The organism is Xanthomonas hortorum pv. pelargonii, from assembly GCF_024499015.1.
Classification (GTDB): Bacteria; Pseudomonadota; Gammaproteobacteria; order Xanthomonadales; family Xanthomonadaceae; genus Xanthomonas; species Xanthomonas hortorum_B.
The window spans coordinates 4,556,134-4,582,189 of sequence record NZ_CP098604.1 but is presented as its reverse complement, the minus strand read 5'-3'; the positions used below and the strand labels follow the sequence as shown (position 1 = coordinate 4,582,189).

The 26,056-nt window shown below is 64.5% G+C and carries 25 protein-coding genes and 1 tRNA gene; 12 read left to right on the top strand and 14 right to left on the bottom strand.

The annotated features are described in order from the left end of the window. Window positions 1-96 precede the first annotated feature (96 nt). The 5 genes from NDY25_RS19600 to NDY25_RS19580 all read left to right on the top strand — a co-directional run bounded on the left by NDY25_RS19600 (window position 97) and on the right by NDY25_RS19580 (window position 4,574). On the top strand, window positions 97-1,719 hold the full coding sequence (locus NDY25_RS19600; protein ID WP_168957408.1) for a cytochrome ubiquinol oxidase subunit I: 1,623 nt from the start codon (window positions 97-99) through the stop codon (window positions 1,717-1,719). Between the two features lie 15 nt (window positions 1,720-1,734). Further along, window positions 1,735-2,886 (top strand): cytochrome d ubiquinol oxidase subunit II, encoded by a 1,152-nt coding sequence (gene cydB, locus NDY25_RS19595; RefSeq protein WP_168957407.1) that lies wholly within the window; start codon window positions 1,735-1,737, stop codon window positions 2,884-2,886. A gap of 91 nt (window positions 2,887-2,977) precedes the next feature. Next, the gene (gene cydX / locus NDY25_RS19590) at window positions 2,978-3,088 is read left to right on the top strand and encodes a cytochrome bd-I oxidase subunit CydX (RefSeq protein ID WP_006449411.1); all 111 of its coding nucleotides are present in this window, start codon (window positions 2,978-2,980) and stop codon (window positions 3,086-3,088) included. 59 nt (window positions 3,089-3,147) lie between these two features. Beyond that, window positions 3,148-3,224 (top strand) — tRNA-Pro (locus NDY25_RS19585). A gap of 123 nt (window positions 3,225-3,347) precedes the next feature. After that, the gene (locus NDY25_RS19580; RefSeq protein WP_168957448.1) at window positions 3,348-4,574 is read left to right on the top strand and encodes a CynX/NimT family MFS transporter; all 1,227 of its coding nucleotides are present in this window, start codon (window positions 3,348-3,350) and stop codon (window positions 4,572-4,574) included. Here the strand turns inward: NDY25_RS19580 and NDY25_RS19575 are convergent. From NDY25_RS19575 to NDY25_RS19515, 13 genes are all read right to left on the bottom strand, one after another. Next, window positions 4,555-6,468, bottom strand: a complete 1,914-nt coding sequence (locus tag NDY25_RS19575) for a CocE/NonD family hydrolase (RefSeq protein WP_168957406.1) — start codon at window positions 6,466-6,468, stop codon at window positions 4,555-4,557. The genes NDY25_RS19580 and NDY25_RS19575 overlap by 20 nt on opposite strands. Window positions 6,469-6,664: 196 nt before the next feature. Next, window positions 6,665-7,909 (bottom strand): glutamate-5-semialdehyde dehydrogenase, encoded by a 1,245-nt coding sequence (locus tag NDY25_RS19570; protein ID WP_168957405.1) that lies wholly within the window; start codon window positions 7,907-7,909, stop codon window positions 6,665-6,667. 134 nt (window positions 7,910-8,043) lie between these two features. Continuing rightward, window positions 8,044-9,198, bottom strand: coding sequence for a glutamate 5-kinase (gene proB, locus NDY25_RS19565; RefSeq protein WP_168957404.1), 1,155 nt, complete (start codon window positions 9,196-9,198; stop codon window positions 8,044-8,046). A 13-nt stretch (window positions 9,199-9,211) separates the two neighbouring features. Further along, window positions 9,212-9,472, bottom strand: coding sequence for a YciI family protein (locus NDY25_RS19560; RefSeq protein WP_168957403.1), 261 nt, complete (start codon window positions 9,470-9,472; stop codon window positions 9,212-9,214). Then, the gene (locus NDY25_RS19555; protein ID WP_167393494.1) at window positions 9,472-9,837 is read right to left on the bottom strand and encodes a cupin domain-containing protein; all 366 of its coding nucleotides are present in this window, start codon (window positions 9,835-9,837) and stop codon (window positions 9,472-9,474) included. The genes NDY25_RS19560 and NDY25_RS19555 overlap by 1 nt, the downstream gene beginning before the upstream one ends. Continuing rightward, window positions 9,837-11,132: an argininosuccinate lyase gene (locus tag NDY25_RS19550; RefSeq protein ID WP_168957402.1), complete on the bottom strand. Its 1,296-nt coding sequence runs from the start codon at window positions 11,130-11,132 to the stop codon at window positions 9,837-9,839. The genes NDY25_RS19555 and NDY25_RS19550 overlap by 1 nt, the downstream gene beginning before the upstream one ends. A 124-nt stretch (window positions 11,133-11,256) precedes the next feature. After that, a complete protein-coding gene (argC, locus tag NDY25_RS19545) occupies window positions 11,257-12,207 on the bottom strand; it encodes an N-acetyl-gamma-glutamyl-phosphate reductase (protein WP_168957401.1) in 951 nt (316 codons plus the stop codon). Continuing rightward, window positions 12,204-12,815 carry a GNAT family N-acetyltransferase gene (locus tag NDY25_RS19540; RefSeq protein ID WP_168957400.1) on the bottom strand — a complete coding sequence of 204 codons (612 nt, stop codon included), beginning with the start codon at window positions 12,813-12,815 and terminating at the stop codon, window positions 12,204-12,206. Before NDY25_RS19540 ends, argC begins: the two co-directional genes overlap by 4 nt. Window positions 12,816-12,820: 5 nt before the next feature. Beyond that, on the bottom strand, window positions 12,821-14,164 hold the full coding sequence (locus tag NDY25_RS19535) for an acetylglutamate kinase (protein WP_168957399.1): 1,344 nt from the start codon (window positions 14,162-14,164) through the stop codon (window positions 12,821-12,823). Window positions 14,165-14,239: 75 nt separating this feature from the next. Beyond that, window positions 14,240-15,340 carry an acetylornithine deacetylase gene (locus tag NDY25_RS19530; protein WP_168957398.1) on the bottom strand — a complete coding sequence of 367 codons (1,101 nt, stop codon included), beginning with the start codon at window positions 15,338-15,340 and terminating at the stop codon, window positions 14,240-14,242. A 234-nt stretch (window positions 15,341-15,574) separates the two neighbouring features. Beyond that, on the bottom strand, window positions 15,575-16,816 hold the full coding sequence (locus NDY25_RS19525; protein ID WP_180336514.1) for an argininosuccinate synthase: 1,242 nt from the start codon (window positions 16,814-16,816) through the stop codon (window positions 15,575-15,577). Between the two features lie 52 nt (window positions 16,817-16,868). Next, entirely contained in the window at window positions 16,869-17,900 is a 1,032-nt protein-coding gene (locus tag NDY25_RS19520; protein ID WP_168957396.1) for an N-acetylornithine carbamoyltransferase, read from the bottom strand. 312 nt (window positions 17,901-18,212) lie between these two features. Beyond that, a complete protein-coding gene (locus NDY25_RS19515; RefSeq protein ID WP_043889250.1) occupies window positions 18,213-18,713 on the bottom strand; it encodes a hypothetical protein in 501 nt (166 codons plus the stop codon). A gap of 198 nt (window positions 18,714-18,911) precedes the next feature. Here NDY25_RS19515 and cysS point away from each other — a divergent pair, with 198 nt between their 5' ends. The 3 genes from cysS (at window position 18,912) to NDY25_RS19500 (ending at window position 22,280) form a co-directional block, all read left to right on the top strand. Next, window positions 18,912-20,351: a cysteine--tRNA ligase gene (gene cysS, locus NDY25_RS19510; protein WP_168957395.1), complete on the top strand. Its 1,440-nt coding sequence runs from the start codon at window positions 18,912-18,914 to the stop codon at window positions 20,349-20,351. A gap of 241 nt (window positions 20,352-20,592) precedes the next feature. Then, window positions 20,593-21,030 carry a SufE family protein gene (locus tag NDY25_RS19505; protein WP_006449428.1) on the top strand — a complete coding sequence of 146 codons (438 nt, stop codon included), beginning with the start codon at window positions 20,593-20,595 and terminating at the stop codon, window positions 21,028-21,030. Continuing rightward, on the top strand, window positions 21,027-22,280 hold the full coding sequence (locus NDY25_RS19500; protein ID WP_168957393.1) for an MFS transporter: 1,254 nt from the start codon (window positions 21,027-21,029) through the stop codon (window positions 22,278-22,280). Before NDY25_RS19505 ends, NDY25_RS19500 begins: the two co-directional genes overlap by 4 nt. Before the next feature lie 139 nt (window positions 22,281-22,419). Here the strand turns inward: NDY25_RS19500 and dksA are convergent, their stop codons facing one another. Further along, window positions 22,420-22,908 carry an RNA polymerase-binding protein DksA gene (gene dksA, locus NDY25_RS23230; RefSeq protein WP_369910408.1) on the bottom strand — a complete coding sequence of 163 codons (489 nt, stop codon included), beginning with the start codon at window positions 22,906-22,908 and terminating at the stop codon, window positions 22,420-22,422. Here dksA and NDY25_RS23225 point away from each other — a divergent pair. Genes NDY25_RS23225 through NDY25_RS19480 form a run of 4 tightly spaced genes read left to right on the top strand, consistent with a single transcriptional unit; the run spans window position 22,898 to window position 26,029 of the window. Then, a complete protein-coding gene (locus tag NDY25_RS23225; RefSeq protein ID WP_257608225.1) occupies window positions 22,898-23,545 on the top strand; it encodes a hypothetical protein in 648 nt (215 codons plus the stop codon). The two genes, dksA and NDY25_RS23225, sit on opposite strands and share 11 nt — an antisense overlap. Before the next feature lie 5 nt (window positions 23,546-23,550). Beyond that, complete coding sequence (gene yidD / locus NDY25_RS19490) at window positions 23,551-23,844, top strand: membrane protein insertion efficiency factor YidD (protein ID WP_043889253.1); 294 nt, start codon at window positions 23,551-23,553, stop codon at window positions 23,842-23,844. Further along, on the top strand, window positions 23,841-25,190 hold the full coding sequence (locus NDY25_RS19485) for a dihydroorotase (RefSeq protein ID WP_168957392.1): 1,350 nt from the start codon (window positions 23,841-23,843) through the stop codon (window positions 25,188-25,190). Before yidD ends, NDY25_RS19485 begins: the two co-directional genes overlap by 4 nt. Continuing rightward, the gene (locus NDY25_RS19480; protein WP_168957391.1) at window positions 25,190-26,029 is read left to right on the top strand and encodes a M23 family metallopeptidase; all 840 of its coding nucleotides are present in this window, start codon (window positions 25,190-25,192) and stop codon (window positions 26,027-26,029) included. Before NDY25_RS19485 ends, NDY25_RS19480 begins: the two co-directional genes overlap by 1 nt. The last annotated feature ends 27 nt before the right edge of the window (window positions 26,030-26,056 follow it).

Below are 26,056 nucleotides of genomic sequence, written 5' to 3'. Positions count from 1 at the left end.
AGCGCAGCGGCATTGATTTGGATCAACGCGCGTGTCGCGGCAAGCGCAGATGATCCGTTGCATTCCTTCATCGATACCCAACCAGGCCACCCCGCCATGATCGACTCGACAGTTGTTGAACTGTCGCGGCTGCAGTTCGCAGTCACCGCGATGTACCACTTCATCTTTCCGCCGCTGACCATGGGCCTGTCGTTCCTGCTCGGCATCATGGAGAGCGTCTATGTGATGACCGGCAAGCAGATCTGGCGGCGCATGACCATGTTCTGGGGCGTGCTGTTCGGCATCAACTTCGCCATGGGCGTGGGCACCGGCATCGTGATGGAGTTCGAGTTCGGCATGAACTGGTCGTACTACAGCCATTACGTCGGCGACATCTTCGGCGCGCCGCTGGCGATCGAAGGCCTGATGGCGTTCTTTCTGGAAGCGACCTTCCTGGGCCTGTTCTTCCTCGGCTGGAACCGCCTGAGCAAGGTGCAGCATCTGGTCACCACCTGGCTGGTGGCGCTGGGCAGCAACTTCTCGGCACTGTGGATCCTGATAGCCAACGGCTGGATGCAGAACCCGGCCGGCGCGGTGTTCAACCCGGACACCATGCGCATGGAAGTGGTCGATTTCATGGCGGTGCTGTTCAACCCGGTGGCGCAGGCCAAGTTCGTGCATACCGTCAGCGCGGGCTACGTGCTCGGTGCGGTGTTCGTGATGTCGATCAGCGCGTTCTATCTGCTGCGCGGCAAGCACGTAGAGATGGCGCGACGCTCGTTTGCGGTGGCTGCCGCGTTCGGCCTGTTGTCGTCGCTGTCGGTGGTGGTACTCGGCGATGAGAGCGGCTATGCCGCCAACGAACATCAGAAAATGAAATTGGCAGCGATCGAGGCGATGTGGGAAACCGAAGCCGCGCCGGCCGACTTCACCGCGTTCGGCATTCCCAATCAGCAGACCCATCGCAACGACTACGCGATCAAGATCCCGTATCTGATGGGCTTGATTGCCACCCGTTCGCTGGATGAGCCGATCCCCGGCATTCTGGAGCTGGTCGGACGCGCCGAGCACCGCATCCGTGGCGGCCAGATCGCCTATGGTGCATTGGAGCGCGTGCGCGCCAACAAGGACGATGCCGAAGCGCGCAAGGTGTTCGACGCGCATTGGCAGGATCTGGGCCACGGCCTGCTGCTCAAGCGTTATCGCGACGATATCGGCAATGCCACGCCGGAGCAGATCGCCCAGGCCGCCATGGACACCGTACCGCGCGTGCTGCCGCTGTTCTGGACCTTCCGCATCATGGCCGCCATCGGCATCTACCTGATCGTGTTCTTCGCCGTCGCGTTCTGGTTTGCCTGCAAGCACAACTTCCAGGACAAGCGCTGGTTCCTGACGCTGGCGCTGTGGACCTTGCCGCTGCCGTGGATTGCGATCGAGTGCGGTTGGTTCGTGGCCGAATACGGCCGCCAGCCGTGGGCGGTGGAAGGCCTGCTGCCGACCTTCTACGCCGCCTCTGGCCTGGATCTGTACGAAATCGTGTTGACCCTGGTCGGCTTCACCGCGCTGTACACCACGCTGCTGGTCATCGCGATCAAGCTGTCGCTGAAGACCATCCGCAAGGGCCCGGATGCGCTGTTTCCGCCGGCGTATCAGGGCACCTCGCCGAACACCACATCGCCCCACGCTTCCTCACCCAGCGCCCCATTGAGCACCGGTGCGTTGGCCGGCGGCGCACCGTAAGCCAGGAGAAACACCATGGATTTCATCTTGCTCGACTACACCACACTGCGCGTGATCTGGTGGCTGCTGCTGGGCGTCTTGCTGTCCGGTTACGCGGTGATGGGCGGCTTCGATCTGGGGGTCAGCACGTTGCTGCCGCTGGTTGCCCGTAACGATGCCGAACGCCGCCTGGTGATCAACACCATCGGCCCGGTCTGGGAAGGCAACCAGGTGTGGCTGATCCTGGGCGGTGGCGCGATCTTTGCCGCATTCCCGCCGCTGTATGCGGTGAGTTTTTCCGGATTCTATCTGGCGATGTTCCTGATCCTGTTCGCGCTGATCCTGCGTCCGGTCGGTTTCAAGTTCCGCGGCAAGCTGGTGGATCAGCGTTGGCGCACCACCTGGGACTGGGCGTTGTTTATCGGCGGCTGCATTCCGGCGCTGATCATGGGCGTGGCGGTCGGCAACGTGCTGCTCGGGGTGCCGTTCCATTTCGACGACAGCATGCGCATCTTCTACACCGGCAATCTGTTCGGCTTGCTGACGCCATTCGCACTGCTCGCCGGTTTGCTCAGCGTGGCGATGCTGATGGCGCACGGGGCGGCGATGCTGGTGCTCAAGACCGATGGGCCAGTGGCCGATCGCGCGGCGCGCTTCGGCAGCATCGCCGCGTTGTGTGCGGTGGCGCTGTTTGCTGCAGGCGGCGCATGGGTGGCATTCGGTCTACCGGGCTATGCGGTGACCTCGTTGCTGGCCACCGATGCGCCGACCAACCCGCTGGCAAAGACCGCCGCGCTCACCGCTGCCGGTGGCTGGCTGCAGAACTACAGCAGCATGCCGGCCACCTTGATGGCACCGCTGGTCGGCCTGGTCGGGTTTGCGATGAATGCGCTGCTGTTGCGTGTGCGGCGTGGCGGCCTGGCGCTCATCGCTTCGGGTTGCGCCATCGTCGGCATCATTCTCACTATCGGCTTTGCGCTGTTTCCGTTCCTGCTGCCCTCCTCCACTGCACCGCGCATGAGCTTGACGCTGTGGGATGCGTCCAGCAGCCGTCTGACGCTGTGGATCATGTTGCTGGCGACGGCGGTGTTCATGCCGATCGTGCTGGCCTACACAAGCTGGGTCTACCGCGTGCTCAAGGGCAAGGTCACCGCCGATGAACTGTCGGCCAATCCCAACGCGTATTGAGCGCCCTACTGCGACTGCGGTGCCAGCGTGCGTCGCATTCAAAGCTCCGCCTCAACATCTCACCGCTTCAACGATTCTTAGGAGAACACCGATGTGGTATTTCGCATGGATCCTCGGCACCGGCCTGGCTGCGTTGGCTGCGGTGCTCAACGGCATGTGGTTCGAAGCACGCGAATCCGAGCGTGGTCAGCCGCGTCAGTAAAATAAATCTCGCAGATGCTTGCCGATTCGGCAATCCGTATGTAACATACGCGGCTCCTTCGGGGTGTAGCTCAGTCTGGTAGAGCGCTACGTTCGGGACGTAGAGGTCGCAGGTTCGAATCCTGTCTCCCCGACCAGTTTCAAAACACAAAACCGGCCTCGTGCCGGTTTTGTGTTTTCAGGCGCTGGCGCAGCGATGTGCGCAGTGCGGATGGTCTGTCATGTCTGTTGTCATTGCCGGTGCTTCCTCGTCCGCCCAGCTGCGTGGCCGCGGGTTGGTGCTGGCCGCCATTTTGTTGTCCGCATTCAACTTGCGTACGGCGGTCACCTCATTGACCCCGTTGCTGGAACGCATCGCAGATGAGTACGCATTCGGCGCGCCCACCATGGGTGCGATCGGCATGTTGCCGACCGCTGCGTTCGCACTCACCGGGGTCGCCACGCCTGCGTTGCTGCGCCGCTTCGGCCTGCTGCGCATTGCGCTGTTGTCGATGGCATTGGCGACACTCGGATTGGTGTTGCGTCCGCTGCTGCCGGACACCGCCGGGCTGCTGGTCGGATCGCTGGTGGCGCTCGCCGGCATGGGCATGGGCAATGTGGTGTTGCCGCCGCTGGTCAAGCGCTATTTCGGCGATCGCGTGGGCGGTGTCAGCACGCTGTACATCACCGTGTTGCAGGTCGGCACGTTGCTCCCCGCGCTGCTGGCGGTACCGGTCGCCGATGCGCTGGGCTGGCGCAGCTCGATGGTGGTGTGGGTATTGCCGGCATTGCTGGCGTTTGCGGCCTGGGCGTTGGTGTACGCCAACCATCGCCGCCTGCGCGCCACCGGGCCTGCACCGATCACGCCGACACCCGAGGCAGAAGGCCGCGTCGCACGCACAGCCTTGGGCTGGAGTATGGCGCTGACCTTCGGCATGACCTCGCTGATCACCTATTCGATGTTCACCTGGTTGCCGACACTGCTGCGCGAAGCCGGCGCCTCGCCCGCGTTCGGCGGCACCATGGTCGCGTTGTTCGCGGCACTGGGCATGGTCGGTGCGTTGACCATGCCGGCGCTGGCGGTGCGCATGCGTAATCCCTTCCCGATCGTGCTGCTGTGCGCGGCCTGCCATCTGGTCGCGTTCGCCGGGCTGTGGTGGGCACCGCTGGCCGCGCCGATTCTCTGGGTGACCTTGCTGGGTTTGGGCCCGAGCACGTTTCCGCTGGCGCTGGTGCTGGTCAATCAGCGCTGCCGCACCGCTGCCGGGTCGGCAGCGTTGTCCGGATTCTCGCAAGGCATGGGCTATGCGGTGAGCTGCCTGGGGCCGTTCCTGTTCGGCTGGTTGCACGCGCACCACGGCGGCTGGACGTCGCCGTTCGTGTTCCTGGTCATCTGCCTGCTGGTGCAGCTGGCCGCCGCCTGGGTGGCCTGCCGCCCGCAGCTGCTGGAAGACGTGTGGGCGCCGCCTGCGCGCGGCGCCCGTGTGCTCAACGTACCGGCAGACTGATGTAGCTCGGCTGCTCCGGGCTCACGTACACCCGCTGCGTGGCTTTTTGATAATCGCCCGGCTTGGCGAAGAAGATATTCGGCACATAGGTCTGCGGGTTGCGGTCGTACAGCGGAAACAGGCTGGACTGCACCTGCACCATCACCCGGTGCCCGGGCTGGAAGGTGTGGTTGGCCGTCGGCAGGCCGAACTGAAACGCCAGCGGCTGATTGGACGCAAGCGGCTTGGGCGCGCTGAAACTCTCGCGGTAGCGGCCGCGGAAGATCGCCAGCGAGACGGGGAGCTCGTAGCCGCCCATCTTGGGAGTGGAGGCCATCTCGTCCGGATACACGTCGATCAGCTTCACCACCCAATCGCTGTCGCTGCCGCTGGTGGAGGCCTGCAGATGCACTTCCGGTGCGCCGGCGATCTGCAAGGGTTCTGTCAGCGGTTCGGTGACGAAGGTCAGCACATCCGGGCGGCCATCGACGAAGCGCTGGTCCTGCACCAGCCAGGTAGTCCACATGCTGCGATCGGCAAAATCCACCGGGCGCGGCACGAACGGCACCGGCTTGGCCGGGTCGGAAACGTATTCCTCAAAGCCCACCTGCCCCGCCGCCGGCTGCTGGAACGACAGCTTGCCGCCGGCCTGCAGATACAGCGGCTTGCTGGTCGAGGCACAACCCTTGGCGCAACTGCGCGGCCAGGCCTGCAGACGGTCCCAATGGTTTTCGCCGGTGTTGTAGATAAACACCGGCGGCGTGCTTGCCTTGGGGGCGCCATCGACCAGGTATTGATCGAAGAACGGGCGCAGCACATCGCGACGGAACTGGCGCGCGGTATCGCCGTCGAAATTCAGTGCACCCAGTGAACTGGCGTCGCTATTGACCTGGCTGTGCCGCCACGGCCCCATCACCAGATAGTTGAGCGTATTGCGCTTGTCGCGCGGCTCCATCGCCGCGTAACTGTGGATGGCGCCCCACATGTCTTCCTGGTCCCAGAGGCCCTGCAACCACATGGTCGGCACTTTCAACGGCGTGCGTGCCATCACCTTGTCCAGCGCCTGCTCCTGCCAGAAGTTGTCGTAAGCCGCGTGTTCGGTGAGCTTGTGCCACCACGGCAGCTGCTCCAGGCCGGCGGCCTTGGCGAAGTCGCCAGCCGAGCCGGCCTGCAGAAAATTGCTGTAATCGTCGTGCCCCTGACGCGGGACGCCGGCGCCCTTGCCGCGCTTGCTGAGCTGGCCGGTGAAGTAATCGAAATTGACCTGGCGGAACGCACCGTAATTGAACCAGTCGTCGCCCATCCAGCCATCGATCATCGGGCTCTCCGGCGCGGCCACCTTCAATGCGGGATGCGGATTGGTCAGCGCCATCACCACGGTGAAACCTTCGTAGGACGAGCCGATCATGCCGACCTTGCCGTTGGACTCCTTGAGGTTTTTCACCAGCCAATCGATGGTGTCCCAGGCATCGGTGGCATGGTCGACCTCGCTGGGATTGAGCGCGCCACGCAACGGCCGGGTCATCACGTACTCGCCTTCCGAGCCGTACTTGCCGCGCACATCCTGGAACACGCGGATATAGCCGCCTTCCACGAACACGTCATCGCCCGCAGACAACAGGTCCTTCATATGCGGCGAGGCCAGACGCTCGGTGCGGCCGCTGGCGTCGTACGGCGTGCGCGTGAGCACGATCGGCGCGTTGCGCGCGCCCTTGGGCAGCACGATCACCGTATGCAGCTTGACCCCGTCGCGCATCGGGATCATCACCTCGCGCTTGACGTAGTCGTTGGCGGCGTCGCCTGCCAGGAACGGCTTGCCGGTGATATCCGGCGTCATCGGCGAGGTTTGCGCCAGCGCGCTACCGGTGGCGGCAACAATGGCGGTGGCAAGCAGGCAGGCGGCAAAACGGCGCATCGACGACTCCGGAAGTGCGGGGGCAGTCGTCGACTGTAGGCAGCCGGCGGCCTGCCGGGGGAGTGTCAAAGGTCGTGGTTGCGGGGTTGCCTGGTGCAAATGGCGACAGGATTGCGCGCGATCAGGCGCGCGGTGCGCGATACCGGCTTGCGGCTTTCGGCAGCAGCTGACTGGCGTTTGGTTGCGCCGTTGCCGATCAGTGCCGCACCTGGCCTTCGCCACGCACTACAAAGCGCTCCACGGTCAGCGCTTCCAGCCCCATCGGGCCGTAGGAATGCAGACGCGTGGTGGAGATGCCGATTTCGGCGCCCAGGCCAAGCTCGCCACCGTCGGAAAAACGCGAGGACGCGTTGACCATGACCACTGCCGAGCGCAGCGATTGCACGAAGTGTTCGGCATTGGCGGTGCTCTGCGTGGCAATCACTTCGGTATGGTCCGAGCCGTGTTGGCGGATATGCGCCAGCGCGGTGTCCAGATCCGGCACCACGCGGATCGCCAGGATCAGATCGAGGAATTCGGCGGCGTAGTCCTCGTCGCTGGCCGCCGCGATATCGGGCAGCAATGCACGCGTTGCCGCATCGCCCCGCAGCTCTACATGGCGTTCGCGCAGCGCTTGCGCAGCAACCGGCAGAAAACGCTCGGCGATGTCTGCATGCACCAGCAAGGTCTCCAGCGAATTGCAGGCCGACGGACGCGTGGCCTTGCCATCGACCAACAGACGCACGGCCAAGTCCACATCCGCCGACGCATCCACAAACAAATGGCACACGCCCTTGTAATGCTTGATCACCGGCACGCGCGCGTGTTCGGCGACAAAACGGATCAGGCCTTCGCCGCCGCGCGGAATCGCCAGGTCGACGATATCGCTGAGCTGCAGCAACTCCAGCATGGTCTCGCGGCGCAGGTCCTCGACCAGCGTCAACGCGGCCTCGGGAACATTGGCCTCGCGCAATGCTCTCTGCAGTGCCCGCGCAATCGCGGTGTTGGAGTGAATCGCCTCCGAGCCGCCACGCAGGATCACCCCGTTGCCTGCCTTGATGCACAGCGCTGCGGCGTCGGCGGTCACGTTCGGGCGCGCCTCGTAGATCATCGCGATCACACCCAGCGGCACGCGCACCTTCTGCACGACGATGCCATTGGGGCGCACGTCTTCGCGCGTGATCTGCCCGACCGGATCCGGCAATTGCGCAACCTCGCGCAACGCGGCGGCAATCCCGTCCAGGCGCTTTGTGTCCAGCGCCAGACGATCGAGCATCGCAGTGCCCACGCCCTTCTCGCGCGCCGCCTCCAGATCGCGCGCATTCGCCGCCAGGATCACCGCCGCATCGTGTTCCAGCGCAGCGGCCATCGCCTCCAGCAAGGCCTGCTTGGCAGACGACGACAGTTGCGACAGCACGTGCGCAGCATCACGGCATTGCAGGGCGAGGGTTTTGATGGTCATTTGGGGGCCGGGATTAAGGGAATCGGGAATGAATGATAAAGGCGTGCGCCATCACTTTACTGCGATGAATCGGCAGCAAGGAAACTTCGGTGGAAAGCTCTTGCGATTCCCGATTCCCGATTCTCCATTCCCGGCTACAACAGCACCAGATCATCGCGATGCACCACATTCTCGCCATAGCTGTAACCGAGCACGGTTTCGATCTCGCGCGAATGACGGCCCGCGATGCGGCGGATATCCACTGCCGAATACTGGCTGACGCCGCGTGCCAGGCAGCGTTCGCCATCGGCGTCGCGCAGGCGGATTTCGACCATATCGCCGCGCCGGAAGTCGCCTTGCGCGCTGGCCACACCGCCCGGCAATAGCGATGCGCCCTTGCCGGTCAGCGCCGCAGCGGCGCCGGCATCGATCAGGATCGCGCCCGGCTCCACCGGTGCGTGGCGCAGCCAGTACTTGCGGGCGGCAATGCGTGTGCGTGCGGGGTGGATGCGCGTGCCACGCAGGCGATCCTGCGCAAGCCCGCGCACCACCTCGCTGCTGCGGCCGTTGAACAGATAGGTTTCGATACCGGCGGCACCGGCCTTTGCGGCGGCTTCCAGCTTGGTGCGCATGCCGCCGGTGCCCACGCTGCTGCCGCTGCCACCGGCCATCGCCAGCACCTCGGCAGTGAGTTCGGGCACCTCGTCCAGCGCGCGCGCCAACGGATTGCTGCGCGGGTCGGCGCTGTACAAGCCATCGATATCGGTGGCGATGAACAACGCATCGGCATCGACCAGCGCGGCGACGATCGCGGCGAGATTGTCGTTATCGCCCAGCTTGAGCTCGTCCACCGACACGGTGTCGTTCTCGTTGATCACCGGCAACGCACCCAGCCGCAACAACTCGCCCAGGGTGGCGCGCGCATTAAGATACCGGCGGCGGTTACGCAGGTCGTCGTGAGTGAGCAGTACCTGCGCCACCGGACGTTCGAAAAAGCGCTGCCACAGCGCGATCAATTGCGCCTGGCCGAGCGCGGCCAAGGCTTGACGCGCGGCGATCGGTGCACCGGCTTCGGCGGCTTTCGGCAAGATCGCGCGGCCTGCCGCCACCGCACCGGAAGAGACGATCACCAGCTCGCGCCCTGCGGCCAGATTGGCCGACACGAATTGCGCCAGGCCCAACGCGAACCGCGGCGACAGGCCGCCACCATCGGCGGCCAACAGGCTGCTGCCGACCTTGAGCACCGCGCGACGCCATGGCGGCAACGGCTGCTCGGTAAATAACGACGGCATGTCGGCAGGGGTTGTCATGGCAGCCAGACGCTCAGTGCGTGTTCCACTCATACACGGTCAACGTCGAGGCATCGCGCAGCACCAATGGATCGCGCGCAACGATCTGCTGCGCCTCCTCCAGACCGCCCAGATTGACCAACACATATGCACCGCCGGTGCGATCGCTGAAACCACCGTTCATTTCGAGCTGCCCGGCCGCACGCAAAGTATCGAGAAAATCCAGATGCGGCTGCACCACATCGCCGGGAAAATCCGGCTTGCGCATCGCCAGCACCAGATAGCGCGTGGTCATCAGCTGACGTCCTTCGCACGTGCTGTCGTGGGTGCACGATCGTCGCGACCATGCGGTGCAGAGATCACCAGAAAGCGCGCCTCGACATCGGACAGATTGTGCATCTGGTGCGTGGTGCCAGGCGGCACGTCCAGGCCCTGCCCGACCCCGAGCACGTGCTGCGCGCCATCCAGTTGCAGCATCACTTCGCCGGCCAGCACATAGAAAAAATGCCGCGCGCGACTATGCCGATGACGCGACTCCGCAACGCCTGGCGGCATGCGTTCTTCGAGCACGCTCAAGCTGGGATCGCGCAACAGGTGCCAGCCTTCGCAGGCTTCGCCCCAGGGATAGTGTTCTGCGGTCTCGGTGCTGATCACGGCCATCAGCGCAGGGCCTCCCAACGGGCACGCAAGACATCCAATTGCAGATCCGCGGCGGCGCCTGGCGAGACGCGCGCCGCAAGGCTGCCTTCTGGAGTGCGCCCCTGCCCTGCAGTGTCGGAGGATTCCGCTGCCGCCTTGTAGGCCTCGCGGAACGGCACACCGGCCACAGCCGCTTCCACCGCCACATCGGTGGCGTACATGCCCGAATCGATCGCAGCGCGCAGCTTGTCCGGGCGCCATTCCAGATTGGCCAGCAACGCCGGCAGCAGTTCGAGCGCGGCCAGGCCGCGCCCGAAGCCATGCACGATCGCGCCCTTGCTGCTCTGCAGATCGCGGTGATAACCGGACGGCAGCGACAACAACTGTTCGATTTCGGTCCGCGCCGCCGCGATGCTGGCATGGGTGGCACGCATCAGTTCGATGACGTCGGGGTTGCGCTTGTTCGGCATGATCGAACTGCCGGTGGTGTATTGCGCCGGCAACGCGACGAAGGCGAATTCGCCGCTGGTGAACAACGACAGATCCCAGGCAATACGCCGCAAGTCCAAGGTGGCGCTGCCAAGCGCTTCGAGCGCAGCCAATTCGTACTTGCCACGCGAGAGCTGTGCGTAGATCGGCGAGACCTGCAGGCGCGCAAAGCCGAGCTCGGCAGTGGTATGCGCACGGTCCAGCGGCAGATTGACGCCGTAACCGGCCGCAGTGCCGAGCGGGTTGCTGTCCACCAACCGCAAGGTGTCGGTCGCGCGCACTGCATTGTCGATAAATGCTTCTGCCCAGCCTGCCCACCACATGCCGGCCGACGACACCACCGCACGCTGGATATGCGTATAGCCGGGCACCGGCAGGTCGGCTTCGGCTTGCGCGCGGTCCAGCGCCACCTTGGCGATCTCCGCGCTGAGCTCGGCCACACGTTGCAGCTTGTCCTTCAACCATAGCCGCGTGGCGACCAGAATCTGGTCGTTACGGCTGCGTCCGGTGTGGATCTTGCGGCCGGCATCGCCCAGGCGCTCGGTCAGACGCGCCTCGATCGCCGAATGGCAATCTTCATATTGCGCATCGAGCACGAACGCACCGCTGCGGAAATCATCGGCCAGCAGATCCAGTTGCTCGCTCAGCCCGCCCAGTTCCTGCAGCGACAGGATGCCGATGTGCTGCAACCCCTGCGCATGCGCCTTGCTGGCAGCGATGTCGTGCAGGAAGAACTCGCGGTCCAGGATGACGTCGTCGCCGGCCAGGAAGCGCTGGATCTTGGCGTCCACTGCCACACCGGGTTTTTGCCACAACAGATTGGTCATCGGAAAGCGTCTCGAAATAAGTCGTCCAGTTGAATCCCCGCACATGGATATGTGGGCTTCTGCGAGGGACTCGCATCTTTGAATCCTCGCACATGGATGTGCGGGCTCTTGCGAGGGACTCGCATCAACGAATCGCAGTCAATTCGTCCCAGCCAAATGCCAGGTTGAGGTTCTGCATCGCCTGCGTGGCCGCGCCCTTGAGCAGGTTGTCCAGCGTTGCCACCACCACCACGCGCTTGTTGCCCGGCGCCAATGTCACGCCACCGATCTGCACGCCATGCTTGCCGGCGATGCGGCTGACCCACGGCGCCTCATCGACAATCTCGATCAGCGGCTCGTCGGCATAACGCTGCGCGTAGCGCGCCTGGATCTGCTCGCGTGTGAGCGGTTGCTGCAGCCACAGGTTGACCGTCATGGTGAGGCCGCGGAAATGCGGCGCCACATGCGGCATGAACTCCACCGGCACGCCGAGCTGCGCAGAGACCTCGCGCTCGTGCATGTGGTTGGTGAGCGCATACGGCATCAGGTTATCGGCCAGCAACTCCGGGTTGTTCTTGTCCGAGGGCGTGGTGCCCGCGCCGGAATAGCCGGAGACACCAAAGCACTGCGGTGGGCCGGCCAGTTGATCGAGCAGCGGCGCGATCGTCAGCTGCATCGCGGTGGCATAGCAGCCCGGGTTGCTGATGCGCTTCTGCCCGGCGTACTTTCCGCGCGTCAGCTCCGGCAGCCCGTAGTACCAGGCCGGATCGAAGCGGTAATCGGCCGACAGGTCGATCAACAGCGTCTGCGGTCTGGCCGCATCGATCGCCGCGACAAACGGCTCTGCCTTGCCGTTGGGCAGCGCCAGGATCACCACATCGGCGGCCTTGGCGGCCACCGCATCGGCATCCAGGCTCTCGTAACGCAACTCACCTTGATACGCATCGTTATAGTCGGCCACAGGCTGCCCGGCCAGTTCGCGCGAGGACACGAACACCAGCCGCAGGTGCGGATGCGCCGCCACCAGCTTGATCAATTCCGAACCGGTATGCCCGCGGGCGCCGATGATGCCGATGGTCGTTGTTTGAACAGTCATGCGTTTGCTTCCAGGCGGAACTGCAGGTGGCGTTTCACCCCGGCCCATTCCGTATCGATGATGGAGAACACTACGGTATCGCGCGGTGTGCCGTCGGCGTGGCGGGTGTGGTTGCGCAGTACCCCGTCCTGCTTGGCGCCCAGCCGCGCGATTGCCGCGCGCGAGGTGTGATTGAACCAACTGGTTTCGAAGACCACGCTCAAACAGCCCAGCGTTTCGAAGGCATGCTGCAACAGCAGCAGCTTGGTGTCGGTATTGACGCCGCTGCGCTGCACGCGCGGCGCGTACCAGGTGTAGCCGATCGACAGCTTGGGCACGGTCGCATCCAGCCCGTAATAGCGCGTGCAGCCGACGATGTCGCCGGCCGCATCACGTACCACATAAGGCAGCACCAGCCCGTCGACTTGCGCAGCCAACGCCGCGCCCACGTAGTCGTCCACCTGCGCCGGTGCCGGCACCCCGGTGTACCACAGCCGCGACAACGCACCGTCGCCCAGCGCATCACGCAGACCGTCAGCATGCGCAGCTTGCAGCGGTTCCAGCGTGACGTGTTGGCCGCGTAGCGTGGGCAACTCGCGCCAGTGTGGTGGCAAGGTAGTGGACGCCATCGTGCTCAGCCCAGCAGCGTCGGCTGACGCGTCGCGCAATGCGCCACGCAATGCTGGATCTGCTCGAAGTTTTCCAGCCCGTACCAAAACACTTTCCACTTCTCCTGCTTGATGCAGCCGTCGGACTCGGCGTAATAGAAAATGTTGACCTGGTTGTTGTGACGCGAGCGCCAGAACAGCTGCGGGGTTTCTTCGCGCATCACATTCCACACCGCGCGGCCCAGGCCCTCGCCTTGCGCGTCGTCGAGCACGGCAAACTTGTCCAGATAGATCAGCGCGCTTGCACCCAGCATGCCCTCATCGGTGAGGATCACCGCGGCGCGATAGTTCTCGCTGACGTAGGCGCGCAGCAGCTTGGTGTTGCTGAAGTAATCGGGCACCAGCGTGCGGCCGAAGCTGGATTCGATCAGCGAGGTGAGGCGCGGCAGATCCAGTTCGTCCCACGAGGTCGCGCGCAATACGCGCTCGCCACGCCGCACCAACGTGCCCGAACCCTTGTGCGTGAACAGCTCCTTGGCCAGATCCGCCGGCCGGGTGATCGACACCGACGATTCCAGCGGCAGACGATCGAGCAAGTCCTTGATCTGCTCGATCTTGACCCGCATGCCGCCATTGATCCACGGCTGCTGCATCAGATGATCGAACTCGGTGGACAGGTTGATCGAATCGATCACCTTGCCGTCGGGATCCAGCAAGCCACCGGTGCCGGTGAGGAAGATGATCTTGTACGGCTGCAGTTCCTGCACCAGTTCGTTGGCGGCAAAATCCGCGTTGACGTTGAGGATCTGCCCGCTTGGCGTCTCGCCCAGGCTGGTGATCACCGGGATGGAACCGGCCTGCAGGCTCGCTTCGATCGGCGCCAGATTCACCGCCTTGACCTCACCGACCAGGCCATAGGTGGCGCGGTCCAGATACTCGGCTTCGAACACGCCGCCGGTGATCGAAGTCGCACGCGCACCGTTCTGCTGCAGCGCTTCGACCAGCTTGAGGTTGGAAGCCTGGAACACCTTGCGCACGATCGCCAGGGCTTCCGGCGAGGTCACCCGCAGTCCGTTGACGGTGCGCTTCTCGATACCGGCCGCCGAGAGTTCGGCATCCAGCTGCGGGCCGGCGCCATGCAGCACGATCGGGGTCAGCCCCACCTCCTGCAGGAACGACAGCGACGAGGTCAGCGCGTCCAGATCGTCGCGCAGCACCGCGCCGCCCACCTTGACCACCGCAAAGCGTTTGGCATCGAGCTGCGAAAAACGCTTGAGGTACTGGCTGATTTCCTTGGCGCTGGCCATGCTCGAAAGCAGGCGCACGATGGTCTGGCGGGTCTGTTTGTGGGGCTGTGCGGAGAGGGACATTGCCGTGATCGAAGAGAGGAATGGCCGCGCCAGGCGCGGAATGCGGCTTTGGTACGAGCCGTTAGTGAAAGCGGGTCAGTGTGCGCCGTTGATGATGCGGTGGACCGATTCGGCGTAACGCTGCAACTGCGCAAGCGTCACGAACTCGTCGGCGGTGTGTGCCTGCGCGATATCGCCGGGGCCATACACCAACGCGGTGTAACCGCCAGCCGAAAACAGCGAGGCCTCGGTCCAGAAATCCACCGCGTTGCCGATCGGCAGATCCAGCGCATCGGCCACATCGCGCGCGGCCAGGCGGCGTTCTTCTGCACGCGCGATATCGCCGGACGGCAGGCTGGGCCCACGAAAGGTTTCTTCGAACTGCGCCGCAGCCGGCTCGGCAAATCCGGCGAAGGTGGCCAGCAAGCCATCCACGTCCATCGACGGCAGCGGACGAAAGCCGAAACGCACCTCGGCCGCCGGCGCGATCATGTTGGCCTTGATGCCGCCATCGACGCGACCGATGTTGAAGCGCAAACCGGTCAAACCACCGAAGCGCGCATGCGCCAGCGACTCGACATGATCCAGCGCCCTGCCGCCCCAGCGCATCGCCTGATGCAAGGCACTTGCCGACGGATCCTGCTTGCCCGACGCATGCCCGGCACGCCCGGCAAACCGCATCAGCACCGAGCTGATCCCGCGATGCGCCAGCACCGCCTCGCTCATGGTCGGCTCGGCCACCAGCACCGCTTCATACGGCAATCCACGCGCCAGAAACGCGGCGATGCAGCGCGGGTCGTTGGCTTCTTCGTCGGAGGAAAACAGAAACGCCGCATCGCCCTGCCCGGCATTGGCCGCCGCCACCAGCGCCGCCGCAGCACCTTTGATATCGCACACACCTAGCCCGATCACACGATCGTCGGTGCGCCGCATCACGTGCGGATCGGCACTCCAGTGCGGCGAATCCGGCACCGTGTCCAGATGCACGTTGAACAGGTAGTTGGGCTTTCCACGCACCGCATACAGGCTCACCGCGCCGGCACCGTGGTCGATCACCTCGACCTGAAAACCAGGCAACTGCGCACGCAGATAATCGAAGATGCCGCCCTCGGCAGCGATCGCACGCGGCGGATTACGGGTGTCGAAGGACACCAGCTTTTCCAGGTGCGTCAGGGTGGATGCGAGTAGATCGGTCATATTGGTTCGATCAAAGGTCCGAAACAGCGGCTAAACGGAAGTAAGGAAGGTGCGCAAACAGCTCATGAATCTCATCGAAGCTATCCTTCTCCCTTCGGGAGAAGGTGCCCCGAAGGGGCGGATGAGGGTGCGGGCGAAGCTCTCGCACTGTTCAATTGCACCAGGCTTCGCTCGTACCCTCACCCCAACCCCTCTCCCGACGGGAGAGGGGCTTTGCATCCGTGCCTCGAAACGTCAGCGGTTTACTTGCGCGTACAACGTCGAGCTCATCCCGAACAGCTTGATGAACCCCTCGGCTTCTTCCACGCCCCAGTCGGCCGACTGTGCATACGTCGCGCCCTTGGTGTTGAGCAGATGCGGCGAGCGCACCGCCACCGCGTCGACGCGGCCACCGCGGGTTTCCAGCGTAACTTCGCCGTTGACCTTGGACTGCGAGGACTGCAAGAACGCCTCGATGTCGGTCTTGAGCGGGTCGTGATAGAAGCCCTCGTACACCAGCTCCACCCACTTGCGCGCCACGTCCGGCTTGAAGCGGTTCTGCTGCTTGGTCAGCACCGCATCTTCCAGCGCGCGGTGCGCGGTCAGCAGCGAAATCAGACCCGGCGCTTCGAACACGATGCGGCCCTTCAAGCCGATCACGGTGTCCCCGGTGTAGACGCCACGACCCACGCCATACGGCGCGAACAGCTTGTTGAGCTGGGCCAGAATTTGCTCGCCCGGCAACGCCTTGCCATCCAGCTCGACCGCCTCGCCTTCGACGAACTTCAAGGTGACGTTCAATGGCTCCACCGGCCACTCGCTGCGCGGCGCACACCAGCCGCGCGCGCCCTCGCCCGGCGCTTCCCAACGGTCGATCTCGCCGCCGGACATGGTCAGCCCGAGCAGATTCTCGTTGATGGTGTAGGCCTGCTGCTTGGCGCGCACGCCAAAGCCACGCTCTTCCAGATACTTCTGCTCGTAGGCGCGAGTCTGGGTGTGCTCTTTCTGGATTTCACGGATCGGCGCCACGATCTGGTAGTCGCCCAACGCCTTCACTGCCAGATCGAAACGCACCTGGTCGTTGCCCATGCCGGTGCAACCGTGCGCGATGATCCGCGTGCCCAGTTCCTCGGCGCGCTTGAGCGCGGCATCGACGATCAGGTAACGGTCGGACACCAGCAACGGGTACTGGCCCTGATAGCCTTCGCCCGCCCACACGAACGGCTTGACGAAGCCCTTCCAGATCGCCGGACCACCATCGACGGTGACATGGCTAGCGGCGCCGAGTTCGGCCGCGCGCTTTTCGATGAAGTCACGCTCTTCGGCATCCACCCCGCCGGTATCGGCGAACACGGTGTGCACGGCATAGCCCTGTGCCTGCAGATACGGAATGCAGAAGCTGGTATCCAGGCCACCGGAGAACGCCAGGACGATGTCCTTCTTGCTGCCGGGAATCGGGAGTTGGGAATCGGGAATGGTGGAAGCAGTGCTCATCATCGTTTCCTTGGTACGTAAAAGTGGGGGTCAACGTTCTTGCTGTTGCGATTCTCTATTCCCGATTCCCGATTCCCGCTTGCAAAGCAAGCGCCGCCATGATCGCCTTCTGCACATGCAGGCGATTTTCGGCTTCATCGATGGCGATGCAGTTGGGCGAATCCATCACCGCGTCGGTAGCCTTGACGTTGCGACGCAGCGGCAGGCAGTGCGAGAACACGCCGTTGTTGGTCAGCGCCATCTTGCGTTCGTCGACGATGAAGTGCTGGTACTGATCGCGGATCGGCTTTTCCGGCTCCCAGTTGCCGAAGAACGGCAACGCACCCCAGCTCTTGGCATACACCACGTCAGCACCGGCATAGGCGCTGTCGATATCGTGACTGACCTGCAGCGAGCCGCCGCTTTCGGCCACGTTCTGCGCCGCCCAGTCCATGTAACGCGGGTCCAGGATGTAGTCCGGCGTCGGGCACAACAGGGTCACATCCATGCCCATGCGAGTGGCGATCGTCAATGCGGAATTGGCCACCGCGGTGTTCAACGGCTTGGGGTGATAGGTCCAGGTCAGCACGTACTTCTTGCCGCGCAGATCCTGCGTGCCGAAGTGTTCTTGCAACGCCATCGCATGCGCAAGCTCCTGGCACGGGTGGGTGATCGTCTCCATGTTGATCACCGGCACCGGCGAATACTTGGCGAAGCTCTTGAGCACCTGATCCTCGCGGTCCTTGGACCAGTCGACGAACTTGGGAAACGCGCGCACGCCGATCAGGTCGACATAGCGGCCCAGCACCCGCGCCACTTCGGCGATGTGCTCTTCGGTGTCGCCGTCCATGACCGTGCCCAGGTTGAACTCGATCGGCCAGGCATCCTTGCCCGGCTGCAACACCACCGCATGCCCACCCAGCTGGAACGCGCCCAGCTCGAAGCTGGTACGGGTGCGCATGGACGGGTTGAAAAACACCAGCGCGATCGATTTGCCCTTCAGCTCGCTTCCCAGCTTGTTGCGTTTGAACAACGCGGCCTGGGTCAACAGCGCATCCAGTTCGGCGCGGCTCCAGTCCTGGGTGTTCAAGAAGTGCTTCAGTGACATCGATCGATCCTTGTGCTGCGTGCTTCTGCTGCGTGGTCCGCCAGGAGCGACGGGGTGCGCGACATGCGCGTTTCTTGCGGTTGAAACTTTTATGACGCCTGAAACGAAAAAACCCAGCCTTGAGGCTGGGTTTTCAACAACGGACAGCAAAACGCCCGGGTCACCCAGCGAAAATGTGGGATTCCGGTCGGCGGGCACGCGAGGTCATGCCGGAGGCCATCCGGGCGGCGCTGGTGTCGTGCTGAAAGGCGTTTGCGTGCATAGGGCGCGAATCCTCGCATGCATGCGCGCACGGCGCAACCGCTGCGCGCGTCATCGCGGCGGCGCGACGATGGCGTCGGGAATATACGGAGTCACCGAGACCCGGATACGCAGCCGGTTGCCCGGATCTTCCGGCAGCCGCGAACGGTATTTGGTGCCCTTGTAGACGTAATCCACATCGAAGGCGATCGGCCGCCGGAACTCGCGCGGCACTTCCACCACCCGGCAATTGCGCCGCGTGCTGGTCGGCGGCACCGCCACCGGTGCAGACGGCAGCTCGGGCCTGCGCGAGAACATCTCCTTGACCGAATCGACCATCCGGTTGATCCGGCCTTCGTCGTCTACCGCAGGCGCGGCGGCGACCGGCGCAATCTGCTCGGCCTCGCACTGTTCTTCGATGCGGGTGGCGCGCAAGGTCTGGTAGACCGGCTCCACGTTGAGCACCTGCGCGTAATCCAGCTTCACGTTCTCGATCACCACGACCCGGTTCTTGGGGTCAGGCTCTGCCGCATGCGCCGCCAGTGCCTGCCAGGCAAACACACACAGCAGCATGAAGAACAGGGAAGGTCGCATCAGTACCAAAGAAGGCGTCGCCAGGCAGTACGTAAGTGTATGGAGCTTGCGATCTCCGGGGCTGAACGCAACCCATCCGATTGCGGGTGCCGGCCGTGACATGCCATCGCCTGGGGTTTGGTTCGCCTAGCCGCCGCGACCGGCTAGAATCGTGCAGTTACCCTTTTCCAGATGCCGATGAGCCTGCGCCTGCACAACAACCTGACGCGGCGGGTCGAGCCGTTCGCGCCGCTCGATCCCACCAGCCCCACCCTGTATGTGTGCGGCCCCACCGTCTACAACTACGCGCATATCGGCAACGCCCGCGGCCCGGTGGTGTTCGATGTGCTGGCCGCGCTGCTGCGCCGCCGCTATGGCGCGCTGCGCTACGCACGCAACATCACCGACGTGGACGACAAGATCAACGCCGCCGCCCAGGCGCAGGGCGTGCCGATCTCGACCATCACCGACCGCTTCGCCGCGATCTACCGCCAGGACATGGCCGCGCTCGGCGTGGTGCCGCCGGACATTGAGCCGGCAGCCACCGCGCATATTCCGCAGATCGTGGCGATGATCGAGCAGCTGATCGCCAACGGGCATGCCTATGCCGCCGAAGGCCACGTGCTGTTCGCGGTGGCCAGCTTCGAACACTACGGCAAGCTCTCGCGCCGCGACCCGGACGAGATGCTGGCCGGCGCGCGCGTGGATGTGGCGCCCTACAAGCGCGACCCGGGCGACTTCGTGCTGTGGAAACCCTCCAGCGCCGAGCTGCCCGGTTGGGAATCGCCCTGGGGCCGCGGCCGCCCCGGCTGGCATATCGAATGCTCGGCAATGGCCGCCGCGCATCTGGGCCCGACCATCGACATCCATGCCGGCGGCGTGGACCTGCAGTTCCCGCATCACGAGAACGAGATCGCGCAGAGCGAATGCGCGCATGGCGGGGCGACCTTTGCGCGGTTCTGGCTGCACAACGGCATGCTCAATTTCAGCGGCGCCAAGATGAGCAAGTCGCTGGGCAACATCGAAACCGTGCACGACCTGATCGCCAGGCACCCGCCCGAAGCGCTGCGCTACGCTCTGCTGAGCGCGCATTACCGGCAGCCGCTGGACTGGTCGGATGGCTTGATCGAGCAGGCCAAGAACACGTTGGATCGGTTGTATGGCACGTTGCGCGATCTGGCAGCTGTGGAAACCGATGCAGGCGTCGGCCCCACACAGCCGACCACGATTCCTGACGATGTGGAATCTGCGCTGGACGATGACCTCAATACGCCGCTGGCGCTTGCAGCACTGGCGAAGCTTGCAAAGGAGGCCAGCCGGGCACTGCACGATTTGGCACCGGCGGGCGGGCCGAACAGCGAACGAAGCGGCGAGCATCTTGCGGCGCTGCGCCGAGCCAAATCCGATCTGCTTGGCGCAGGCCTGGCGCTAGGCTTGCTGCAGCAAGACCCAGCGGCCTGGTTCTCGCGCGGCACCGATGCAGGCGACGATGCGCGCATCACCACGCTGGTCGAAGAGCGCAATGCCGCAAAGAAAGCCAGGGATTTCGCCCGTGCCGACGCCATCCGCAAGCAATTGGCCGACGAAGGCATCGTGCTGGAAGACACCCCACAGGGCGTACGCTGGAAGCGCGCATGATCTTATTCCCTTCTCCCTGCGGGAGAAGGTGGCGCGCAGCGCCGGATGAGGGTACGGGCGAAGCCACATGAGAGAAGTTAATGCACGTGGCTCCGCCCGCACCCTCACCCCAACCCCGCTCCGCGCCCCGGCCCGCGCTGGCGGCGCGGGCGCTCCAAGGCACGCGCGCCAGTGGCGCGCAAACCGCGCCTTCTCGCCCCATAGGGAGAGGGGCTTTCACAGAATTGATTCTGGATTTCAGATGACCACCACCCCCTTCCCGCTCGAACCCACCGCCATCGAAGCGCAGGCCACCATCGCCGAGGAATTTTCCTTCTTCAGCGACTGGTCCGAGCGCTACCAGTACCTGATCGACCTGGGCCGCAAGCTGCCCACCTTCCCGGAACAATGGAAGACCGAAGAACACCGCCTGCATGGCTGCCAGTCGATGGTGTGGATCGTGCCGGAGGGCAACGCCGAGCGGCTGGACTTCCACGCCGTCAGCGATTCAGCCATCGTCTCCGGGCTGATCTATCTCGCCTTGCGCGTGTACTCGGGGCGTAGCGCGCAGGAGATCATGGCCACCGAGCCGGACTACATCGCCGGCATTGGCCTGGCCAAGCACCTGTCGCCGACCCGCAGCAACGGCGTGGCGGCGATGCTGGCCTTCATTCGCGACACCGCCCGCGCCCAGCAGTGAGCACGCCCACGCCTCCCTCGCCCGCCGCCTCGCTGCGCACGCTGTTCGCCTACCCCGGCTTCGGCCTGGTGCTGCTGTATCGTGTGGCGGCGATGCTGTCGTACCAAATCGTCGCGGTCACGGTCGGTTGGCATATCTACGAGATCACCCGCAATCCGCTCTCGCTCGGGCTGATCGGGCTGGCGGAGATCCTGCCGTTCTTCTGCATCGCGCCGTTTGCCGGTTATCTGGTCGATCATCTGCCGCGCCGCCGTCTGGGCATGGTCGCGGTGCTGGGCCTGGTCGCCACCGCGCTGCTGCTGTTGGCGATCACGCATGGCTGGCTGCCGATACAAGGCGTCTGGCCGATCTATGCGGCCATCGCACTGACCGGTGCGGCGCGCTCGTTCCTGTCGCCGGTTTACAACGCCTTGTTCGCGCGCGCGTTGCCGCGCGAGGCCTTCGCGCGCGGCGCCAGCATTGGCAGCGTCACCTTCCAGGCCGGCATGGTGATCGGCCCGGCGCTGGGCGGCGTGCTGGTCGGCTGGGGCGGCAAGGGCCTGGCTTATGGCGTTGCGGCGAGTGTGGCGTTGGTGGCGATCCTGGCGCTGGCCCTGTTGCGCGTCAGCGAGCCGGTGAACGAAGGTCCGCGCGCGCCGATCTTTCGCAGCATCGCCGAAGGTGCGCAATTCGTGCTGTCCAACCAGATCATGCTGGGCGCGATGGCGCTGGACATGTTTTCGGTACTGCTGGGTGGCGCAGTGTCGATGCTGCCCGCCTTCATCCACGACATCCTGCACTACGGTCCGGAAGGCCTGGGCATCCTGCGCGGCGCACCGGCACTGGGCTCGATCGTGGTCGGCGTGTGGCTGGCGCGGCACCCGCTGCAGCGCAATGCCGGGCGCATCCTGATGCTGTCGGTGGCCGGTTTCGGGTTGTGCACGATCGCGTTCGGCCTGTCGCGGCATTTCTGGCTGTCGGCGGCGATTCTGCTGGTCTACGGCATGTGCGACGGCGTCTCGGTGGTGGTGCGTCAGACCATCCTGCAGCTGGCCACGCCCGATGCGATGCGCGGCCGGGTGTCGTCGATCAACGGCATCTTCATCGGCTCGTCCAACGAGCTGGGCGCGTTCTACGACGGGGTGATGGCGCGCCTGGTCGGCCTGGTGCCGGCGGTAGTGATCGGCGGCTGCGTCACGCTGGGCGTGGTTGCGACCACCGCGTGGAAGGCGCCGAAGCTACGCAAGCTGGATCTGCGCGACTTGCAATGACGTGCGCAATGCTGATGTGCCGGTAGCGAACGCAGCCGGCATCGCTATTGCCTTGACGCATCAAAAACCCCGCACATGGCGGGGTTTTTTTAGTCGACCAATGAGGCTTCGACGCTTGCTGAACGATCAAACTTAACGATCAATCGCCCTGCTGCTTCTGCAGATGCTCCCAACGCTCTTGCGCGTCGATGGTGCGCTCGGCGGTCAGACGCGCTTCCAGGCGGTCCAGGCCGATCTCTTCGCCGGTGTCCACGCAATAGCCGTAGTCGCCATCTTCCAGACGCTTGAGCGTGCTGTCGATCTTGGAGATCAGCTTGCGTGCACGGTCGCGGGCGCGCAGTTCCAGCGAGTTCTCGGTCTCGCGGGTGGCACGCTCGGCTTCGTCGCCGATATCGCGCACTTCTTCGCGCAGGTTCTCGATGGTCTGCTTGGATTCCTCGACCATCTCGTTGCGCCACCGCTGCAGACGCTGACGGAAGTACTCCTGCTGCAGCTTGCTCATGTACTCCTCGTCCGCGGCAGGCTTGTAGCCCTGCGGCAGGATCGGGCGACCGGTGGTCTCGTCGATCTTGTAGTCGACCACCTTGTACTTGGTCTTTGGCGTCGGGCTGGACGACTTGGCAGTCACGGCCACGGCCACCTTACCGACCGGACGGGTCGCGGCGGGCTTGGCGGGGGCTTCGGTTTTGGTTGGTGTTTTTGCTGAAGATTTCGAAACGGGCACGGGATTCTTAACTGACGGGGTCGCAGGCTTTGCCGGCTTCGCAGGGACGGCCTTAGGGGCCGGTGCGGGCGCGGGCTTTTCAGCCTTGACCGGGACTGACTTGGCCGGAGTCGGCTTGGCAGCCGGCTTCGGTACGGACTTGGGCGCCACCGGCGTGGCGGCCGGTTTGGCGGCAGCCGGAGCTGCCTTGTTCGCCGCCGGCTTTGCAGCACTCTTGGCGGCCGGTTTTACAGGTTTAACAGCCGCGGGCTGGGGCACTGCGGCCTTTGAGGCCGGCGCCGGCTTGGCAGCGGCCTTGGTCACAGCTGCCTTCTTGGCAACAGGTTGCTTGGTGGCCGGCGTCGCCTGCTTGGCAGCCGGTTTTGCAGCGGCAGGCGCCGCTGCTTTCTTCGCAACGGGTTTGGCGGACTTCTTGGCGGCCTCTACGGCCTTGTTTGCAGTTTTTTTAGCAGCCACGAAACGCTCATCCTTGGTTCCCCCGGGGCCCGGGAAAGCGGGCCTTTATAGCTTACCCCAAGGACCCCCGGCAACCACCCATTAGTCCAAGTGGCATATCATTGGCAAGTGATCTCACGCCTGCTCATCGCGCTGCTGCGCTTCTACAAAATATTCATTAGCCCTCTGTTAGGGCCGCGCTGCCGGTTTGCGCCCAGTTGCTCGGAGTATGCAATGACCGCGATCGGCCGCTTCGGCCCGCTTCGCGGCTGCTGGCTGGCTGCACGCCGGCTGGGCCGTTGCCATCCTTTCCATCCGGGCGGGTTCGATCCCGTCCCCGACGCGCCCACGTCCGCGTCTTCGCCCTCTTCCACTTCCTGCCGCTGCAAAGGACCTCACCCATGAGCCGAACCGTCATCGTCAATGCCCGCCTGGTCAATGAAGGCAAGGAGTTCGACGCCGATCTCCTGATCGAAGCTGGCCGCATCGCCAAGATCGCCGACAAGATCACCCCGGCTGCAGGCGATACGGTGGTGGACGCGGCCGGGCGCTGGGTGCTGCCGGGCATGATCGACGACCAGGTGCACTTCCGCGAGCCGGGGCTGACCCACAAGGGCGATATCGCCACCGAATCCGGCGCTGCCGTGGCTGGTGGCCTGACCAGCTTCATGGACATGCCCAACACCAATCCGCCGACCCTGGATGCGGCTGCGCTGCAGTCCAAGTACGACGCTGCGGCCGGGCGCGCCTGGGCCAATTACGGCTTCTACATGGGCGCCAGCAACGACAATCTGGCCGCGATCCAGACGCTGGATCCCAAGACCGCGCCGGGCATCAAGGTGTTCATGGGCGCCTCCACCGGCAACATGCTGGTCGACAACCCCGAAACGCTGGATGCGATCTTCCGCGACGCGCCGACGCCGATCATCACCCACTGCGAAGACACCCCGACCATCGATGCGACGCTGGCGCAGTTCAAGGAAAAGTACGGCGACGCATTGACCCCGGAGATGCATCCGGACATCCGCTCGCGCGAGGCGTGCCTGAAGTCTTCACAGCTGGCGGTGTCGTTGGCGCGCAAGCACAACACCCGCCTGCACGTGCTGCATATCTCCACCGCCGATGAGCTGGCGCTGTTCGAGGCCGGCCCGCTGGTCGACGCCGACGGCAAAGTGCGCAAGCGCATCACCGCCGAGACCTGCATCCACTTTTTGCGCTTCGACCGCAGCGATTACGCGCGGCTGGGCAACCTGATCAAGTGCAACCCCGCGATCAAGGACGCCGACGACCGCCTCGCGCTGATCGAGGCGCTGGCCGAAGACGTGATCGACGTGCTCGCCACCGACCACGCCCCGCATACCTGGGAAGAGAAGCAGAAGCCCTACGCGCAGGCACCGTCGGGCCTGCCCTTGGTGCAGTACGCGCTGGTCGCCGCGCTGGAGCTGGTGCATGAAGGCAAGCTGCCGATCACCCGCATCGTGCAGAAGTTCGCGCATGCGCCGGCGCAGTTGTTCGATGTGGAAGAACGCGGTTTTCTGCGCGAAGGCTATTTCGCCGACCTGGTGATGATCGACAACACCCCGTTCACCGTGAAGCGCGAGCAGGTGCTGTCCAAGTGCGGCTGGTCGCCGTTCGAAGGCACCACCTTCCGCTCGCGCATCGCCGCGACCTGGGTCAACGGCCAGCAGGTGTGGGATGGCGAACAGTTGGTCGGTAGCGCCGCCGGGCAGCGCCTGACCTTCGACCGCTGATGCACGCAGCTCTGTTTGGCGCCTGGCTTGCGCTGGCGCCGCTCGCGTCTGCTGCTGGTGGTGTCGCTGCGCAATCTGCGAACGCGGCGGATGTGGTGTTTCCGCCAAGCGGCTCGCAAGGCGCGATGGTGATCGGCAAGGTGCCGGCGGGCAGCCAGGTGCAGTACGCCGGCCGCACGCTGCGGGTGAGCGGCTATGGCAGCGTGGTGTTCGGTATCGGCCGCGATGCCACCGGCCCGTTACAGGTGCAGATCACCCGGCCCGATGGCGGCAAGGAGACTGCCAGCATCGCAGTGACGCCACGCGATTGGCCGGTGGAACGCGTCAACGGCGTGCCGCCCAAGACCGTCAACCCGCCTGCGGCGATCGCCGAGCGGATCAAGCGCGAACAGGCGCAGGTCACCGCTGCACGCGATCGCGACGACGCGCGCACCGATTTCGCGCAGCCCTTCCTCTGGCCGGTACAGGGCCGCATCAGCGGGCGCTTCGGCAATGCGCGTGTCTATAACGGTCAGCCCGGTGCCGGTCATTCGGGGATGGATATCGCGGTACCCACCGGCACGCCGGTCAAGGCGCCGGCCGCCGGCGTGGTCACCTTCGCCGCGCCGGATCTGTATCTGACCGGCGGCACGGTGCTGCTCGATCATGGCTTCGGGGTGAGCTCCAACTTTCTGCATCTGTCGCGCATCGACGTGAAAGTGGGCGATCGCGTGGAGCAAGGCCAGGTGATTGCCGCCGTGGGCGCCACCGGGCGCGCGACCGGGCCGCATCTGCATTGGGGGATGAATTGGTTCGATGTGCGCATCGATCCGTTGCTGGTACTTGAGCGCAACAAATAGAGCCGTTGGGTAGCGAAAGGAAAGAGC

What these genes read in the sequence shown, in the direction of transcription:
- cysS (WP_168957395.1), top strand. Translation starts at nt 18,912, where the DNA reads ATGAGCCTGCGCCTGCACAACAACCTGACGCGGCGGGTCGAGCCGTTC.
- NDY25_RS19480 (WP_168957391.1), top strand. Translation starts at nt 25,190, where the DNA reads ATGCACGCAGCTCTGTTTGGCGCCTGGCTTGCGCTGGCGCCGCTCGCG.
- NDY25_RS19505 (WP_006449428.1), top strand. Translation starts at nt 20,593, where the DNA reads ATGACCACCACCCCCTTCCCGCTCGAACCCACCGCCATCGAAGCGCAG.
- NDY25_RS19525 (WP_180336514.1), bottom strand. Translation starts at nt 16,816, where the DNA reads ATGATGAGCACTGCTTCCACCATTCCCGATTCCCAACTCCCGATTCCC.
- proB (WP_168957404.1), bottom strand. Translation starts at nt 9,198, where the DNA reads ATGACAACCCCTGCCGACATGCCGTCGTTATTTACCGAGCAGCCGTTG.
- cydB (WP_168957407.1), top strand. Translation starts at nt 1,735, where the DNA reads ATGGATTTCATCTTGCTCGACTACACCACACTGCGCGTGATCTGGTGG.
- NDY25_RS19550 (WP_168957402.1), bottom strand. Translation starts at nt 11,132, where the DNA reads ATGACCAATCTGTTGTGGCAAAAACCCGGTGTGGCAGTGGACGCCAAG.
- NDY25_RS19600 (WP_168957408.1), top strand. Translation starts at nt 97, where the DNA reads ATGATCGACTCGACAGTTGTTGAACTGTCGCGGCTGCAGTTCGCAGTC.
- NDY25_RS19485 (WP_168957392.1), top strand. Translation starts at nt 23,841, where the DNA reads ATGAGCCGAACCGTCATCGTCAATGCCCGCCTGGTCAATGAAGGCAAG.
- NDY25_RS19555 (WP_167393494.1), bottom strand. Translation starts at nt 9,837, where the DNA reads ATGGCCGTGATCAGCACCGAGACCGCAGAACACTATCCCTGGGGCGAA.
- NDY25_RS19560 (WP_168957403.1), bottom strand. Translation starts at nt 9,472, where the DNA reads ATGACCACGCGCTATCTGGTGCTGGCGATGCGCAAGCCGGATTTTCCC.
- NDY25_RS19540 (WP_168957400.1), bottom strand. Translation starts at nt 12,815, where the DNA reads ATGGCGTCCACTACCTTGCCACCACACTGGCGCGAGTTGCCCACGCTA.
- argC (WP_168957401.1), bottom strand. Translation starts at nt 12,207, where the DNA reads ATGACTGTTCAAACAACGACCATCGGCATCATCGGCGCCCGCGGGCAT.
- NDY25_RS19520 (WP_168957396.1), bottom strand. Translation starts at nt 17,900, where the DNA reads ATGTCACTGAAGCACTTCTTGAACACCCAGGACTGGAGCCGCGCCGAA.
- NDY25_RS19575 (WP_168957406.1), bottom strand. Translation starts at nt 6,468, where the DNA reads ATGCGCCGTTTTGCCGCCTGCCTGCTTGCCACCGCCATTGTTGCCGCC.
- NDY25_RS19570 (WP_168957405.1), bottom strand. Translation starts at nt 7,909, where the DNA reads ATGACCATCAAAACCCTCGCCCTGCAATGCCGTGATGCTGCGCACGTG.
- NDY25_RS19535 (WP_168957399.1), bottom strand. Translation starts at nt 14,164, where the DNA reads ATGTCCCTCTCCGCACAGCCCCACAAACAGACCCGCCAGACCATCGTG.
- cydX (WP_006449411.1), top strand. Translation starts at nt 2,978, where the DNA reads ATGTGGTATTTCGCATGGATCCTCGGCACCGGCCTGGCTGCGTTGGCT.
- NDY25_RS19515 (WP_043889250.1), bottom strand. Translation starts at nt 18,713, where the DNA reads ATGCTGCTGTGTGTGTTTGCCTGGCAGGCACTGGCGGCGCATGCGGCA.
- NDY25_RS19530 (WP_168957398.1), bottom strand. Translation starts at nt 15,340, where the DNA reads ATGACCGATCTACTCGCATCCACCCTGACGCACCTGGAAAAGCTGGTG.